The following is a 16481-nucleotide window of genomic DNA, read 5'->3' as shown; positions in this document are numbered from 1 at the left end:
AAGCCGATCTCCGATCCCAATACAGAATCGGCAACCTCACAGATCGCGACCACTCCCGAAAGGTGGTCCCACAACAGCGCTTACGATTTATGTCTCGGACCGGCGCGTCTCTCGGCAAACTCAGCCAAGGATCATGTCGTGCGCTTTGTACGAGCCCGCGCACCAGGCATTGGCTAAAGAGCGGAACCTGACACGAGCGCAGTCACCGCCCAATTTCGGCATCAGGAACGCCGCCTGGTGAAGCGCATCATTCCCTGCGCAAAGAAGCCCGCCACCTTGCAAGTGACGGGCTCCCGGGCCGCAAAGCCAGGAGAGTGTTGTCTGAGCCTCACGGCCCGATCCGACACTCCCGAACGCTCTCCTTAGCGTCGCGCAATGAGCATGCAAAGCTGACGCAGATCGCTGTCATACGTGCCTTCGCTGCTGAGTACGTCGGCACAGCGCTTCTTCATGCGGATCAATTGGCTGCTCGACAGCTGGGCCACCACGGTGGGCACGCTGGGCGTGCCAGGCGTTCCAGGTGTCCCCGGCGTGCCGGGAGTGCCAGGCTTGCCGGGAACGGTCCCGCCGCCAACGCCGACACCGACGCCCGCGCCGACACCGCCCGTGCCCCCGACATTGACGCCGACGCCCGCTGTAACGCCGCCGGTCCCGCCGATATTTGCGCCAGCCCCAGCGGTGACGCCCCTCCTGCCGCCTATGTTAGCGCCCGCGCCAGCGGTCACGCCACTCGTGCCGCCTATGTTTGCGCCAGCCCCAGCGGTGACACCACTCCTGCCGCCTATGTTAGCGCCCGCGTCAGCGGTCACGCCACTCGTGCCGCCTATGTTTGCGCCAGCACCGGCGGTGACGCCGCTCCGTCCACCGATGTTAGCACCGGCTCCGGCGGTAACGCCCCTGCTGCCGCCTATGTTAACGCCGGTACCGGCATTCACGCCACTGCGGCCACCGATCGAAGCGCCGGCTCCCGCGTTGATGCCGCCAGTGCCGCCGATCGAGGCACCCAGACCGGCCCTGATGCCGCCTGGGCCGCCAATTGATACACCAGCACCGACACCGACACCGGCCGCGCTGGAAGGAAGAGACAGAGACAAAATAACTGCACTACTGGCCAAGGCTGTGGCGAAACTCTTAGCGAAATTTGCCATAACACTCTCCTTTGGTAGTTACCTAACAGCAGCAGTTTGAATTCTTGCTACTTGGGCGACAACGAACTCAGAGAGGTTTTTAGTTGCTTGAGCACAACTGCATTTGAGATTGTGGCTTACGAGTAGAAAACCGTTTCGTTTCAATTTGAACGATTCTGAATGCAAGACTCCGGGGCTCCGGGGGATGCTTCACTATTCGTTAAGCATGTTCGAGGCCGTGATGGGACTGTCTCCAAGCGTCGTCGACACGTGTCGAAGCGCTCGGTAGGCGGGTAGGTATGAATCACCTGCCAGTAAGTGTCGCCCTCGCCATTTCGCTTGTCGTCGGTCTGGGCGTGGCGGCGATAGCGTCAAAGTATCAGACGGAAGCCTGCGGTATTCGATGTGTATCGGTCGTAAACGATGGGGCTCCTCTGAGGGGCACCCGCAACAGGGGGGAGGGTTGGACTGCAGGGAGGCTTTGAAACCCTAATCAGAAGGCGTAAGGACCCCTTGCTCCTTGGCCGCAGCCTCGAAGGCCTTGCGAGCCTCCTCAGGGGTCACTCTCTCCTCAAACGCGTCGATGCAGGCTTGGAGCGCCAGCTTCCACTTAGGTCCCCGCTTGGACCACTTCATGAGTTCCTCGGCGGCACCCTCGAGACTGTTGCACCCGTAGGTGACCCCAGGATGGTCGGTCTTTACGTGGACAGGAGGGGAAATCCAATGGGTTGCCATCACACCTACTACTCAGGAGAGAGATACATTTTGGCCTCCTTAGCGGCAGCCTCAAACGCCTTTCGTACCACCTGAAGGTCAACGGGATCGCCCTCCAAAGCTGACAGGCAGAGGGTCACCGCCTTGTGCCAGCGAGGTCCTCTCCGGGTCCACGTCTTTAGCTGCTCAAGGGCTGCCCTGGCATCGTCGCAGCAATGCCTATCACCGGACGCAGTCCTTACGAACACCGGAGGGACGAACCAATGGGTTGCCATGAGGGAATGTAGGGCGGCTAGGGAGTTTCGTCGTCTCTGACCTTACCAATCGCCTCAAGTAATGAAGCTAGGGTTGGGGTTAGCTCTGTTTCGACTGGTCCAAACAGCTTCTGTACATGCCGACGATTGTCTTCGGTGCCGATCAACTCCCGAACGGCGTCTGCAAGGGACCTATGCCCAGCTTTTGTCGCGCTTTGTCATGTCGGCCGAGGTTCCCCGCCTGTCGCGCAACTCGCAGATCAGGGAATGGTTGCATTAGGCGTCAGAAATGTTTGGGAACTGGCTCGGGTAACTGGGTAACTGGCACATTCAAGCGCTACGCATGGCAGGAACTTGCGGGAAGAGCCGGCTGCCCGCACAGTCGTAGCGCCACACGCATTCGGGGAACAAATGCAGGCCCTCGCGGTTAAAGACTCGCAGGGGTCGATCCGTCTCGGTGCAGCCGCTGTGGGGTCGTCTATCCCTCCGTGGCGGCGGCCCCCTCTAGCCGAGCCCAATGCCAGATCGCCTGACCTTCAAGTCGCACGACCCAGAGCGGATGAAACTACGGCCGCTTCCGTTCCCGGCAGTTCGAACAGCATGGCCAGATGCCGACACTCGGCTTCGTCCACGATCAGCTCCTCGATAGTCGCGATGGAAAGATGGCTTTTGAGGCGCAGCCGGACAACCGCCGCGAGTTTGTGAACGGGGACCGGTACCGCCCAAGCGTGATGATCTAGCAGACTATTGATCTCAGCAACTACCTTTGGATCGACGGCATGGGGTAATGGCAGCATGGAAGCCTCCCGTTCGGGAGAATAACTATAAGCCGATGGGGACGATGAGTCTGGCCGGGTACGTTTTTAACCAAACATCGTGGGCAGTTCACGGCCAACACGTACTCACTCTTTGTCGACCTGATCGCATTCATCAAGCAAAGACTTATGCTTACGCGGCAGGTCCTCTTCTACCGGAAGATTTAGCGCCTTGTGAAGGTAGTCCCGGACGGCTTCTGACGCGATCCACCGTCGTATAAGATCGGCCCTAACCCTCTGCTTCCTTTTGTCGACCTGAACCATGGCCGAACCTACAGGCTACATACACCGGACCAGCTAGGGGCCGGGCTTGTTTCTCGGGAATGTTTGGTACAAAATTCCGAGTGGGTGGTCGGATAAGTGGCTCGCGTGCCCCCCCTGAACCCTTCATTTCCCAAGTAGCGCCTTGGAGACCGACTTGCTATGTACTCTTCGCGGCGTCCTCGACTGCCGACCAAAACTCTGTTGCTATCAGCCATGACGCGCGCGCCTGTTATAGTTTCATTGGAGCCATGACCCTCAGCTTCGTTGGGGTTCTGGCCTTCCGGTGGTTTGGCCTCTCGCGCTGGTCTCGTTAACTTCTTGATCACTCATCAGGGCGCCGGTCCTCTTTGGCGGCTAGCTGGGCCAGCAACTGGCGCGATGCTTCGATTGTCCGACGCGTCTCTTCGATAGTCGATTGAAGGTCGTCTACCTGACGCCACGCCCGCGCTTGGTATAACCGGGCACCTTCAAGGTGAAGACGATCAGGTTCCCATCGATTCATTGTCTGATGCGCGCTATGCGGTTCAGTTCGAATTTGACCACGATCTGGGCTAGCTGGTTGCCTGCTTCATCGCGGACTTGAATGCCAGCCTCGTGGTAGGTGCCATCGGGCAGCTTTTCTCTTGCGATTTCAAGCAGCGTTTTTGCTGCCTCGTCCTCCGCAGATTCCAGGCTCGGAAGCTCTGAACCTTCAGGGTCTGGGAAGGTCTCTCCATTGCTGGACAAGTCGAAGAAATAGCGCGGCATCACTCCTAACTAGGATTGCCGGACAATGTTCAATGTCTGTTTTTTACATAGAAAGAGCTAATCCACCATGTCCCGCAGGGGCTTCTTGCGTTTCGGCGGCCTGTATTTCTCCACCAGCCTGACCTTGTTGATGTCGATCGTCACCGGCGGTCCCTGTCGATGGTCACCTTGCCGCCTTCCTCTTCTATGCGCGCTGGATAGGTGAGTTCGATGGCCCGTCGCACGAGCTGGCCGCCATGGTGCCACCGGATCGATCGTTGAAGAGATCAGGTTTTCGTCAATTTGTGCCAGACCGACGAGGTTACCCTGCGGATCTCGGAACTGCCCAATCGTCACCGGGGTGCCGGGCGAGCGTTTCGGCCCAAGACTTTAGGCGCTCACAAACAGCTACCGCCCGGGAGAGCGCTGATGCTGCGACTCGGCGTGGTGACATCTGTCCATGTCGTGCGCGTCGAGATTCTGCCAGCACATCAGCCAATTGATGAAATGCTCGGTTGTCGGCCCGTGCGGTTTTCCCTTGTACCCGGTGGCGACGTTGCCAGTCCTGACCGGTTTCATCTGGCGTCCGTCTGGTACCCGTCAGTGGGCCTATGCGCGTCCAATGGCGATCTCGATTACATTCCCAGATCGCCGCTTCCAGAGCCGGTCACACCCAAACAGACGAGGCCGTGCAGTCTGGCGACAAGAGCACGGTACCCACCGGTATGGGACCAGTTCACACCTTCGGCGATGCGATGAAGCTGATTTCTCAGGCCGCCGAATAGCCATGCACCGGTTCATGCGTCCCTTCACTCGCATCTCCCGCCCCTTTGCTCCGATGCACTTCGATGCCCGAACATCCGGCTGGAGGTTTGATCCCGATGAGATCGCGATCTTCGAATTGTCGGCGCACTGGCAACCATGGATCTGAGCCCCGAGCCTGATTCCGGCATCCTCAACCGACTGCCAATGTCACCGGCAGCAAAGGCTACGCCAGATCATCGCGATGGGGCATTTGCTGCGGCGGCGGAGTAGCAGATGTCAGGCGTTCAAGATTTTCGCTTCCTTGGCGGCGGTCAGAAATGCCACGCGGGCTACCTCCGGGGCGCTTCCGCCCCCGAGCACCTTCATGCAGGCCATTCGTGCCTGGATGCGGCACCCGGTCTCTCCAATGGGCCAGTCATACAGCAGCATTTCGGCGGCTTCGCGGGTGCTCGAAACACTGACTTTGCCCGAGGACAGCAACACGGTCACGGGTTTTTCGAACGTGCCGACGTCTCGTTCGCTGGTCATATTCTGGTTTCCTTTCACGATGTCCCGACGACCCTACGGGCGAACACCACATTTCGTTGCGTCACAATTGACTCGGTGCGCGAACATTCTGTGACAAGCTCCTTGCGACTGCATGCCTTTGGGGCCTGGCGACAACCGATGCTGGCGGCATTCCTGCCGCCATTGCCGAGGGGTGAGGATGTTGGTCCTCGGCCTCGATATCGAATTCGCTTGGTATGAGGCCGGCTCATCGCTCTCGTCGATCAAGACTGGCCTGATCAAAGCCGTGGCGAGAACGCCGAGGAGAAGGGGATCGGTCAGTTGCCAGCTTCGCGACAGGCCCGACTTCGTGGTGATCGAGCAGCCGATGGGCAACATGGTCTCATTCAAAACGTGGTCTCATTCAGGGAGACCGCCAATCTGCTTATGATGCGGTGGACGGCTCTCCTCCCTCCTGCGGTATGATCGCGGGATTGAGCTGGAGGAGCGCTACGATGAGGAGCATTACAACGATAGGTTTGGATATTGCGAAGTCCGTGTTTCAAGTTCACGGAGTGGATGCGGCCGGCGAGGTTGTTGTTCGCCGGAAGCTGACGAGGGGGCGTGTTCTTGCATTCTTCGAGAGCCTGCCGCGATGCCTGGTCGGGATCGAGGCCTGCAGTTCCTCGCATTTTTGGGCTCGCGAGCTGATCGCACTCGGCCATGATGTGCGGCTGCTGCCGGCACAGTAACCTATCTGAAGCGACAGAAGAATGATGCCGCGGACGCAGAGGCGATCTGCGAGGCCGTGACCCGTCCGACCATGCGCTTCGTGCCGGTCAAGTCGCCGGAGCAGCAAAGCGTGATGATGCTGCATCGTGTCCGGTTGATGCTTAATCGTCAGCGCACTCAGATATCGAACGCGCTGAGATCCCACCTGTCCGAGTTCGGGGTCGTGGCGCCGATCGGGCGGAATGGAATTGAACAACTGCTCTTGGTCATCAACGACGAGAACGACGCCAGGATACCCGCTGACGCACGGCTATGCCTGCGGATGCTGGAGGCACAGCTTCGGGTCGTGAAGCAACAGATCCTCGAAAACGATCGCCGGGCCCGGGCGAGTGCGCGAGAGACTGAGCTGGGTCGCAGGTTGATGGAAATCCCGGGCGTCGGCCCGCTGTTGGCGAGTGCGTTCGTGGCGACCGTCGCCGATCCGCACGCGTTCAAGTCGGGGCGATGCCTATCGGCCTGGATCGGGCTCGTTCCGAAGCAAAACTCGAGCGGTGGCAAGGAGAGGCTCGCCAGTATCTCCAAGGCCGGCAATCGCTACCTGCGACAGCTGCTCGTGGTCGGAGCCATGGCGGTCATCCGCTATGCCGAGCGGAACGGGACCAGGCGGCCATGGCTCGTGCAGCTGATGGCCCGGCGAACGACCAAGGTTGCAGCCGTTGCGCTCGCCAACAAGACTGCCCGCATGGTCTGGGCATTGATGACAGGCGGCGAGCGCTACAGGGAGCCGGCCATCGCATAGAACGACACAAGGCGAGCGATCGCCGACGAGGTTGGAAAGGGCGGACAGGAGCTAATGCACAAAGCCGGTTGAAACCGCCGGATCAGGAAAACCCACTGGGGCCGTGCACTTCGAGTGCGAGCTTACGATCGGGACCTGAGACGCGCGAATGGCATTATGGCCAGCGGCACATGAAAGGCCGCACCTACAGGTCGGATACATGGCCGCACCAACCAGCAGATGCAAAAGGCTCAAAGAATCCCTTGCCAACGGAGAGCCGTCCATACACGGCCCCAGCGACAAGCAAACCAGTAACCCGAACGCGTTGCAGCGCGAGGGGCTGGTCTGCGCCGCTGCGGCAATCATCAGCGGCGGCTACGGTATCCGCCGGGAAACAATCCCGTTGTCGACGTAGCGGAAGCGTTTGCTCGGCATGGGCTGCTTGCCCGCCTTTGACCACGCCATGTGGAAGCGCACTGCGGTCGAGCGCTGCCGGCCGCCCAAGACGAAGAATGCGAACGCCGCATAAGCCGTCGGCTTAGCGACGGCCAGCGAAGCTTGTCAGGGGTTCAAAATTGCGAGGGCAGCGTCACCTTACATCAACTTTACGCCGCCAAGGCGAGGACTGCTCGAAAGGCGGGTTACGAATGCGCCATGTGCTGATTTCCGGTAATGGAATGCGGCCTTGTCCGGATCGTAGACACGCTGCTCAATGTCGGCGGAGAACAAAGGACGGGCTGCGTGCACCGGCTTGTCATTGCCGACCTTGCCAAGGATAGTCTTGACGAGCGCTTCGCGGTCGACCGCGTATTCAGCGCTATGCGCAGATCATTATTGTCAAAGGGGCTGTCGCAGCGCGCTACCATATAGTAGTGCCGCGCCTGTGACTTGAAGGTAAGCTGCTGCGGTCAGAGACATGGCTTGCGGTGGGCGTACGGGCACGGCCGAGCGCTGTCTCGAGGATTGAGATGATCGTTCATTTAGTAGACGGCACATACGAGCTGTTTCGCCACTTCTATGGCCAACGCCGGTTCAACAACGGCCAAGACAAGCCGTTTGGCGCCGTCGTTGGCGTGCTGAACACAGTGCTGGAGATGATCGAGAATGGCGCCACGCACATTGGGGTAGCGACAGATCATGTAATCGAGTCGTTCAGAAATCGGCTCTGGCCCGGCTACAAGACCGGGGATGGCATCGAGCCGGCATTGCTCGCGCAGTTCCACCCCCTTGAGAAAGCCCTGGCGGCCATGGGAGTGGCGGTCTGGCCGATGATCGACCTGGAAGCCGACGACGCGCTGGCATCCGCGGCACGGAGCGCGGCTGCCGATGAGCGCGTGCAGAAGGTGTGTATCTGGACGCCGGACAAGGATCTCGCGCAGTGCGTGCGAGGTGACCATGTGGTTCAGGTAGACCGCAGGACCAAGCAAATTCGCGATGCCGCGGGTGTACGCGAGAAGTTCGGAGTGGAGCCGTCCCTGATTCCAGATTTCCTCGCGCTCGTGGGTGACACCGCCGATGGCTACCCGGGTCTCGAGGGCATCGGCCTGGTCTCGGCAGCCCGGCTGCTGGGCCGCTATGGCCCCCTTGAAAGCTTTCCGCCTGAAGCCCTCGGCAAGCGTAGAGAGTTCGCACTTTTGTTCAAAAATCTCGCGACGTTACGTACGGACGCTCAGCTATTCGATGACGTCGAACAGCTGCGCTGGCGCGGCCCGACCAAAGCGTTCGAGACCTGCGTGATCCAGCTAAATGACACCAGGCTCCTCGCACGTGCGCTCAAGGCTCGGGACGACTGACCTCGCGAGGCGAGGTCTGGAAGCGGTCAGCGCCGATTCCCAATCGCACGGGCACCGTACGCGCGGCAACAGTCTTGAAGAACACACAGCGCAACGTTGCGGCGGGTGACAGGCGCTCAGGCAGCATCTGCGTTGTTGGTGGCTTCGATGGCAAAGCGTCGCACCTAGACCTAGATGCAAGGATGGTTGCGTCTGGGCGTGCTCCGCTCAGTGGTATAGCTCGGCGGTGAGGCGGCTCGTGGGCGGGCCCTCAGTAGGGGGGCAGCATCTGAACCCTGCTTTGTCTTTCCGGTGATGGGGTGATGGGAAGGATACCCTCATTGCTCGATTGGCCTGTTCGAAAGATGACGGCCATCTAACACCGTCATTGGCGCCCAGCGAAGTTGCGGCAGATGCAAGTGAGGCGCTACGTTGTGCGCCCGTCCAAACGTGTTTGCTTGTCGTCGGCATTGGCCGATTCACCCAGGGTATCGGCGACCGTGGCACCTCGCGCACCCATTGGCTGCTGCGCACCTGTGGTGGTGTCCTTGGCTGTCTGGTGCTCCATCTCGGCATTCAGCTCCGCACCGACAATCAGCACAATCACGGAAATCCAGGTCCACATCATGAAGCCGATGACCGTCCCCAGGGCTCCGTAGGTCACGTTGTAGTTAGCGAAGTTTTCAAGATAAAAGGAGAACCCCACCGAGACCGCGATCCAAACCCCAGCCGAGAGGAATGCCCCCCATGTGGCCCATCGCCACTTTGCCTTTTCGCGGCTAGGGCCGTAGCGGTAGATCAGCGTAATTCCGCTTCCGACCATGATCAGCAAAACCGGCCACCGCAAGATCCGCACAAGGGTTTCGGTCCAGCCGCCGAGGTTCAGCAGCGCAAGCATTGCGGGCACGATCCCGACCGAGATGATAAGGCCGATGCCAATGAGGATGGCGCCAAGGGTGAACCCCAAGGCCAGGAGATTCAGATGGATAAAGCCGCGCTTTTCAGTCTCCTCATAAGCGATGTTCATTGCTTCAAACAGTGTCTTGATGCCGCTGTTGGCGCTCCACAGTGCAACAGCAAGACCTATGATAAAGCCAAAGCTGAGCGTGCCAGTGTTCTGAGCGGCCAATGAGCTAAGTTGCGATCTGATAAGCTCCAAACCGCCAGAAGGCAGTATGCCGCCAAGGAATGAAATGTGCTCGGCGATGGTCTGAGGATCGGCGACGAAGCCGTAGATGGACACGAAGGCGGCAAGCGCTGGAAACAGCGCAAGAAGCAGGTAGAACGTGGCTCCGGCCGCGATCAGCGTGACACGGTCCTCTGTTACCTCAGCCCACACCCGCCACAGCACATCCCTCCAGCCGCCGCCGGAAATTTGCGATGGCCGTTCGGCATTGCGTCCACGGCCCTCCTTGTCTTCTTGTCCGGCCCGCCGCTCCAGTCGCACTTGGTTTTCGTCGGAATCTTCGGCTTTGTTCTTCGACATGACTGCAGTCCGTCGCATCTTCCTCGACGGCAAACGTTTAGGCGCGCCAATAGATGCAGGTGCAGACCTGCGCTCGCAAATAATCATCCGCCAGCTGCAGAAATACCGGCCATCTAACAACGACACTGCCCGCCTCTGACTGACGACCGCTTCCGAGGGCCGGAGTGGGGCTGTCCGGTCTCGCCTCGGATGGGCCATCTCACCACATCGTTCCGCCGGTATCAGCACCGGCTAGCGCCAAGTTCCGGCGTCATGTTCTACCGCAGCGACTTTGAAATCGTGGAGGCATTTCCAGGCGCAAGACGCAGGAAGTCACTATCCGCATGCCGCAGGACCCTGGTTCGGCTGGCAAGGCAGACGCAGCAACGAAAGTGAATCTCTCGCCGGCCATGACGTGAAGGTTCTTCAGGTCTTAGGCGACAAGGACACACGCCGCCCAGGCTGAGCCGCAGCGTGAAGCTCTTGCGCAGTCGCTGGAACGAAACATTCCTCGACGAGGTCTGTTGGGTTCCGAATGGACAATTTGACGATCAGGTAGATACCTTCGTCTACGCTCTGAACGAGCTCGCACTCGGATCGACCTTCACCCTTGACAATATCGGACGGTCGAGATCGCCGAAGCTGATTTTAATCAAAATGCTCTGGCAGGGCCTTCAACTGATCGGTGGTCATTTGTGTGATGGCATGCACGGTGCCGTCTTCGTCCCGCATAAAATCGAGCTGAGTTGCATATAAGGCCACGCGCTTTGAGCCTATGCCGAGGAACCCACCAACATCGAAGACGACTTGCGCATGCTCGCCCGTTCCATGGATGTGGTCGACTGAACTGATTTCCTCATCGTGGCGACCGTAGATGGTCGCCCCCTCAACAACGTCAGCGCGCAGTTCAGAACTCGAAAGCCGTGCGTGATTGGTGTGGTCCATTTTTGGAGTCTCCTCTCCGCTGGACTGAGGTAACCCCCGACAGGGCCAACCGTTCCGAACCATCATTCACGAGTGTCATTCGCGGATGGGCACGAGCGGGAAATATGGGACGCGCTTGGCTGTCGCCGGTCCCAGAAACGAGCTGGCGTTGGGTTCGACATCCGGTTTTGGGGGGTGTCAGTGGTGGTGGTTCGCCTTGCACCAAGTGCAACCACCGAAGTAGGTCAGCCTGCCTGCTTAACCGCCTGAAAACGCGCCCGAGCCACGATGAGCAGCACGCTCTCATCAGCCATGCCACTCTGGAAGAGCCGCACAAGATCGGCTGCGAGCTTCTCAGCTGCCGGTGAGCCGGGCTCGACATGCCCTTCCTCGCATATCTGGCTGAAAACGGATTTGAGAGCTTCCAAGTCGGTCGGGTAAAGGGCTGGGTCAATGTTCATGCGATCAATCATCTGGGGCCTCCTCAGTTGGCGACAGGTGAACGAAACGACAGCGGACAATGACTCCGCTGGCCCAAGGAGTCATTTAGAAATGACAATGCATTCGGCTCGGTACGGATCGAACAATCCACAACGTGACTCATGAGAACGGAACATAAACTTATTTCCATTCTGGGGGCCACTATTCCCGCCCGCCACAAGGGCATCAATGCCTTACCGCTTTTGGCACTATCACGCGGTCATGCCGTGGGAGAACAGCTGCTACATGGCTCACCAGCCTGCTCATGGGCGTGCTGCCGAGAGGGAATGTGCCGAGCGCCGCGTGTTCCTCGACCGGACCCAGCTCTTGGGTAGCTTTGGACGGTTGTGCTGTTTCCCGATGGGATCGGCGTTGCACTGCAGACACCATTTTGTCCGACGTTGATCTGCCAGGCGGGACGGTTTTCAGCTTGCCGCGTGGGTCCGCGGCCGACTGAAGTCAGCGGTCAACCTCGCTCAACCTGTTGGCTGCCACAGAGCCGTGGCGAAGGAACAACAAGAGACTGATCCAGTTAGACCATGCATGCGTCGATACAAATGAAACAGGAGATGACAATGGCGACGAAGAAAGGCTCTCAGGGCGGCTCCAAGGGTTTGGAAGACCTTTTCCATGATGGGTTGAAAGACATTTACTACGCCGAACGCAAGATTTTGACGGCGCTCCGGAAAATGGCAAGGGGCGCGGAGTCCGAAGAGCTGAAGGCGGCGTTCGAAAAACATCGTGACGAGACGGAAGGTCAGATCGAGCGCCTGCAACAGGTTTTCGACGCCTTTGGCAAGAGAGCCAAAGGGAAAACGTGCCCGGCGATCGACGGCATCATCGAAGAAGGACAGGAGATTTTGGAGGAATTCGAGGAGGCTCCGGCATTGGATGCGGGTCTCGTGGCTGCAGCCCAGTCCGTCGAACATTATGAAATAGCGCGCTACGGGACTCTTGTCACATGGGCCGAGTTACTTGGTCTGAAAGACGCCGTCCCGCTACTCGAACAGACGCTCAAGGAAGAAAAAGCAACCGATGAGGCGCTCACCCGACTGGGCGAAACAGGCGTCAACGAACGGGCGATGCGACAGGCCGCATAGGTTTGGATCGAATCGACGCGAACGCGGCCCCGGCAGACGGATAGAACGGGGTTGTATTCCCCAATCCAGGCGCGCATCTACACCGCAGCCGCTGAGCCGTCGAGGTGGTGGTGGCCGACCGATTCGCCCATGCTGTGCTGCTAACTACGCTCGTGAGGACGACCTTAAGAGCGCAGCCTCGCTACCGTGCCATCTTCCCGCAAGTACTCGCCGCGGCAGCGACCCTGTCCACCATCGCGAGAACGGCCAGCGGTGCGGTGTGGTGGACCATGTGGCCGGCCTGCGGGATGATATGCACAAAGGAACCAGGAATCTCGGATTGAAGTCCAAGAGCCTCGGCTTTCGCATCGAACAACCGGTCGCCGGCCCCAGCGATAATGCCGACAGGCAGCGACAGATCATGGTAGCGGGTGAAGCGGCCGCCAGCCAGCGCGCCGGCCAGCATCAATCCCGATTCGGCCGCGATCGACCGCAGCTGTGAGGGCCGGCTGGCGATCTCTTTTGCCGACGAAGCAAACGCCGCAGAGATGATGCCGGGGCGAAATATCTTGCCCATTGCGAGCGGCCAGGTGAGCCGCACAAGCAGCGGCAGCAAGGTGTGGCGGAAAACTCCACCGGCGACAGGGAAGGCCGGTAGCGCCGCCAGTGCAAGGCCCAGGCGCGGCGGCGGACGGTAATAACCCGAGACAAGCACGATTCCGGCAACTGATGCTGGGTGCCTGCGCGCGAGTTGGAGAGCCACCGACGCGCCCCAGGAATGGCCCAGAATGAGATATCTTTCGATTCCAAGCTGCGCGATGGCGGCATGAATGAGATCGGCCTGCGCGGCCGCCGTCCACAATTTGCCTCGCGGCCGCGTGCTCCTGCCGAAGCCGGGCCGATCAAAGGCGAGCACCCGGTATTTGTCGGCCCCTTCGTCGAGCATGCCGCTGGTCTTGAAATCCTCGGCCGACGAGCCGTTTCCGTGCAGCAGGATCAACGGCGCCCCGCCGCCCTGCTCAAGGAGGTGCAGGCGCACCCCCGACACCCCGACAAGACGCCCCGACCCGTGCGGGAAAAGCGCGCGTCTGGCCCGAGCGCTGTTGTACAGCGCCAGGCTGACCAACCCGGCGGCAAGCAGGACGGCTGCTGCGGTTGTCTTGTTCGTGCGGCGGGTCACTAGCGGCCGCCGCGCGCAAAGTCGACAGGTGTGACCGCTCTCGGAATGCCTTGATGCTGCTGCCGAACTGCCGCGCGTGTCGGCGCGTGGCTTACAGAGTCCATCTCTTGCTCTCCCTGTTGGTTGCCCAAACCGCCTGATCGTCGGTTGCTCTTGGAAGAAGGTTCTGCTGCTTTCGGCTCACCGGAACTTTGCAATGGGATCCAGGGCTTAACGCCGATGCTTTGAAAGGGTCTCGATGATGACCGGCGCAGGACCGTAGCGACCGCTAGGCATGTCAGACCGGTGGATCGGGGTGCTGGGCCGGCTCCAGACATCGCCGTCTCCATTGGGTCTCAATTTTTCCTCGGCTCCCAATCGTGCTCGAACTGCACGGCCCATTCCAGGTTCAACAGCCATGGCTCCCGTCGCCCGATCCAAAGCTCATAATCTGGTATAAGATTGCTCGGAGCTTGATCCAGGCTGCCGATCATCACCTCGGCCTCGTCCTCCCGAAGGCTTACGAGGCGCGAACCACAGGTTGGGCAGAAGCTCCGCCCGGCAAAGGTGTGGAGATTGCCAGTGTCTTCGTAGCTCGATCTGGGCCAAACCGCGAAGCAGACGAAGGCGCTCCCGCTCGTTCGCCTGCAGTCATGGCAGTGGCATATACCAACCCTCGTCGGCTGCCCTTTGAGCCGGATGCTAGCAGCTCCGCAAAGGCAGCCACCTGTGCGAACTTGCTCGTCCATCATATCGACACCGCTCGCATAAGGAGATCGCAGCTCTCGTTTGGATTCGGAACAGAAGATTCATACGGCAGCACATCGGGATCCGGCGTCCACATTGGCGCGTCTAATGGCGGCTCTTCTGGTTGGGGTCCCATGGGAAGGCACATGGCGTAATCTCCTTTGCCCGGCAACGAGTGGCAAGGAGGGTTGGTTCCAGCCGTCAACTCGGCCTCACCCCGAGCTGCCCTTGAGAAGGTTGCCGGAGGCACTAAGCTCAGGCTCTTTCACGTGCGTCGAGGAGAATGATGAACTGTGAGGCAAAGAGCAGCCTGGCCGGCCGGACCAGACGCTGGGCCATCGCGCTAACGGAACGGAGAAGCGTCACCGGGACGGATGGCGAAGCCTCGTTCGGCCCATGGCTAGCCGACGCGTTGCGCTACGAGACGGCATTTCGCCGCGCGGAAATCTGGACCATAGAAGTCGAGCCGGGGGATGGGCGCCACTGCGTGGCGATGCTGGTCCGCGGCAATAGCCCCGCCACCGTCGTGTTGACCGGCCACTACGATACTGTCACGACGAGCGACTATGGCGAGCTGGAGGACATGGCAATCCGGCCGCAACAACTCACGCAGGCGCTGGGCAAAACCTTGGCCTCGACCGATGCGCCTGCCGCGAGGCGGGCGCGGGACGATTTCACGTCGGGAGAGTTTCTCGCAGGGCGCGGCCTGCTCGACATGAAGGCCGGTCTCGCCGCCGGGCTGGCAGTCTGCGCCGAATTGGCCGAAAGCGCTAACGCGGCGGGAAATCTTCTGTTCATCGCCGTCCCAGACGAAGAGAACAGTTCTGCCGGAGCGCGCAAGGCGGCACAGGAGCTGCCGGCGATTGCTGGCGAGCGCGGGCTCGATATTCTGGCGGCGATCAATCTCGATGCGATCGCCGACAACGGTGACGGCAGCGAGGGTCGTGTCATCGCGCTTGGGACGGTCGGCAAGCTGCTCCCGACGGCCCATGTCGTCGGCGTTCCCGCGCATAGCGGTTTTCCCCTGAATGGCCTGAACGCCGCGACTGTTGCCGCTGCCATTGCCGTCCGGGTGGAATGGGCCTCTGAGCTTACCGACGATCCCCAGTCCGTTCCGGGCACACCGCCGAGTCTGCTCAGCATCCGCGATGGCAAGTCCGGCTACGACGTGACGACTGCGGCGACCGCGTTCGCTACGTTCAACGTGCTGAGCTATCGTCGGACGCCGGACGAGGTGCTTGATCGCTTCGACCGGCTTTGCGCCGATACTGCTTCTGCCTACCTGGTGGAGCTGAAACGGCGGCGGGATCCCCTGCACGGCAGCACCGCGATCGATCGCGTCGAAACAATTCCCCTGCATCGCTACGAGGCAGTGCTGGACCGCCTCGATGCGGAAGCACGATCAAGGCTTGGCACCCTCAGCGCGTCTCTTGCCGCCGGCGATCTCCCCCTGCCGGAGCAATGCCGGCTGGTTACCGAGGAGGCATGGCGATTGAGCCGCTTGCCGGGACCGGCAATCGTCACCGGCTTCGGCTCAATACCCTATCTGCCGACGAACCTTTCGGATAGGCCGGCAGCGGCGAGGTTGCGCGCGATTGCCTTGGACGTCGCAGCCGGCGCAAGCGCCCGCTATGGCTCAGCGATCGGGTGTGCGGATTACTTCGCCGGCATCTCGGATATGAGCTTCTTTGGCGAGGCTACCGAATCCGGTCTCGACGTCGTTGCCCGCAACACGCCGATGTGGCGTGACGGCATTCGCTGGCCCAAGTCAGGTGGGCTGGCCAACATTCCCACCATCAATATCGGCCCGTGGGGACGAGACTACCATACCCCGCTCGAGCGGCTCCACATCGGCTATGCTTTCGATGTCCTGCCGCAAGTCGTGAGCGATGTTTGTGCGACGCTTCTTGCAAAGAAGGATTAACGCGCAGAAGCAGCAACTCGATACCTCGCCAGGAGCAAATCTGAAAAGCAGAGGTTGCGCGCCAGATCAATCCCGAGGCAAGCCTGTGAAGAGATCTCAAGAACAGCTTCACCAGCGCACCACGAAAACCAGGGGGCAGCGCCTATGACGAAGTGTTGGGAGGCTCGTCCGACTCCGGCAAACGGTCGCGAATGGCTTCCTCGGTTTTGCTTGCCGTCTTTTTCACGACTTTCTCGACGCGGTCGACCAACGTCTCGGCGTCGCCGCTGG

The 16481-nt window shown here is 60.2% G+C and carries 15 protein-coding genes and 1 pseudogene; 5 read left to right on the top strand and 11 right to left on the bottom strand.

Going from position 1 to position 16481, the window contains the following annotated elements:
- Positions 1-362: 362 nt before the first annotated feature.
- The 6 genes from NKG60_RS31640 to NKG60_RS31615 all read right to left on the bottom strand — a co-directional run bounded on the left by NKG60_RS31640 (position 363) and on the right by NKG60_RS31615 (position 5193).
- Complete coding sequence (locus NKG60_RS31640; protein WP_352671684.1) at positions 363-1148, bottom strand: hypothetical protein; 786 nt, start codon at positions 1146-1148, stop codon at positions 363-365.
- 468 nt (positions 1149-1616) lie between these two features.
- The gene (locus NKG60_RS31635) at positions 1617-1862 is read right to left on the bottom strand and encodes a DUF982 domain-containing protein (protein ID WP_352671682.1); all 246 of its coding nucleotides are present in this window, start codon (positions 1860-1862) and stop codon (positions 1617-1619) included.
- Positions 1863-1870: 8 nt separating this feature from the next.
- Positions 1871-2116 carry a DUF982 domain-containing protein gene (locus tag NKG60_RS31630; RefSeq protein ID WP_352671679.1) on the bottom strand — a complete coding sequence of 82 codons (246 nt, stop codon included), beginning with the start codon at positions 2114-2116 and terminating at the stop codon, positions 1871-1873.
- Positions 2117-2631: 515 nt separating this feature from the next.
- Positions 2632-2892, bottom strand: coding sequence for a hypothetical protein (locus tag NKG60_RS31625; RefSeq protein ID WP_352671676.1), 261 nt, complete (start codon positions 2890-2892; stop codon positions 2632-2634).
- Positions 2893-3672: 780 nt separating this feature from the next.
- Positions 3673-3921 (bottom strand): DUF6894 family protein, encoded by a 249-nt coding sequence (locus NKG60_RS31620; protein WP_352671673.1) that lies wholly within the window; start codon positions 3919-3921, stop codon positions 3673-3675.
- A 1020-nt stretch (positions 3922-4941) separates the two neighbouring features.
- Positions 4942-5193: a DUF982 domain-containing protein gene (locus NKG60_RS31615; RefSeq protein ID WP_352671670.1), complete on the bottom strand. Its 252-nt coding sequence runs from the start codon at positions 5191-5193 to the stop codon at positions 4942-4944.
- 473 nt (positions 5194-5666) lie between these two features.
- On the opposite strand from NKG60_RS31615, the pseudogene NKG60_RS31610 reads away from it, so the two are divergent.
- The 3 genes and pseudogenes from NKG60_RS31610 (at position 5667) to NKG60_RS31595 (ending at position 8454) form a co-directional block, all read left to right on the top strand.
- Positions 5667-6682, top strand: a pseudogene (locus tag NKG60_RS31610) (IS110 family RNA-guided transposase).
- 199 nt (positions 6683-6881) lie between these two features.
- Entirely contained in the window at positions 6882-7076 is a 195-nt protein-coding gene (locus NKG60_RS31605; RefSeq protein ID WP_352671545.1) for a hypothetical protein, read from the top strand.
- A gap of 553 nt (positions 7077-7629) precedes the next feature.
- On the top strand, positions 7630-8454 hold the full coding sequence (locus NKG60_RS31595; RefSeq protein ID WP_352671542.1) for a 5'-3' exonuclease: 825 nt from the start codon (positions 7630-7632) through the stop codon (positions 8452-8454).
- A gap of 406 nt (positions 8455-8860) precedes the next feature.
- Here NKG60_RS31595 and NKG60_RS31590 read toward each other — a convergent pair whose 3' ends face one another.
- The 3 genes from NKG60_RS31590 to NKG60_RS31580 form a co-directional block, all read right to left on the bottom strand.
- A complete protein-coding gene (locus tag NKG60_RS31590) occupies positions 8861-9919 on the bottom strand; it encodes a YihY/virulence factor BrkB family protein (RefSeq protein WP_352671539.1) in 1059 nt (352 codons plus the stop codon).
- A gap of 627 nt (positions 9920-10546) precedes the next feature.
- Positions 10547-10843: a PRC-barrel domain containing protein gene (locus NKG60_RS31585; RefSeq protein WP_352671536.1), complete on the bottom strand. Its 297-nt coding sequence runs from the start codon at positions 10841-10843 to the stop codon at positions 10547-10549.
- Positions 10844-11067: 224 nt separating this feature from the next.
- Entirely contained in the window at positions 11068-11295 is a 228-nt protein-coding gene (locus NKG60_RS31580) for a hypothetical protein (RefSeq protein ID WP_352671533.1), read from the bottom strand.
- Positions 11296-11877: 582 nt separating this feature from the next.
- On the opposite strand from NKG60_RS31580, the gene NKG60_RS31575 reads away from it, so the two are divergent.
- The gene (locus tag NKG60_RS31575; protein ID WP_352671530.1) at positions 11878-12402 is read left to right on the top strand and encodes a YciE/YciF ferroxidase family protein; all 525 of its coding nucleotides are present in this window, start codon (positions 11878-11880) and stop codon (positions 12400-12402) included.
- A 181-nt stretch (positions 12403-12583) separates the two neighbouring features.
- Here the strand turns inward: NKG60_RS31575 and NKG60_RS31570 are convergent, their stop codons facing one another.
- Positions 12584-13507 (bottom strand): alpha/beta fold hydrolase, encoded by a 924-nt coding sequence (locus NKG60_RS31570; RefSeq protein WP_352976639.1) that lies wholly within the window; start codon positions 13505-13507, stop codon positions 12584-12586.
- Between the two features lie 389 nt (positions 13508-13896).
- Entirely contained in the window at positions 13897-14289 is a 393-nt protein-coding gene (locus tag NKG60_RS31565) for a GFA family protein (RefSeq protein ID WP_352671525.1), read from the bottom strand.
- A gap of 284 nt (positions 14290-14573) precedes the next feature.
- Between NKG60_RS31565 and NKG60_RS31560 the strand changes: the two genes are divergently transcribed.
- Positions 14574-16211 (top strand): M20/M25/M40 family metallo-hydrolase, encoded by a 1638-nt coding sequence (locus NKG60_RS31560; protein ID WP_352671523.1) that lies wholly within the window; start codon positions 14574-14576, stop codon positions 16209-16211.
- Positions 16212-16481: the final 270 nt, after the last annotated feature.

It is taken from the genome of Mesorhizobium sp. M1428 (assembly GCF_040317515.1).
Classification (GTDB): domain Bacteria; phylum Pseudomonadota; class Alphaproteobacteria; order Rhizobiales; family Rhizobiaceae; genus Mesorhizobium.
The sequence above is the reverse complement of the archived record's forward strand: the minus strand, read 5'-3'. Positions and strand labels throughout refer to the sequence as shown.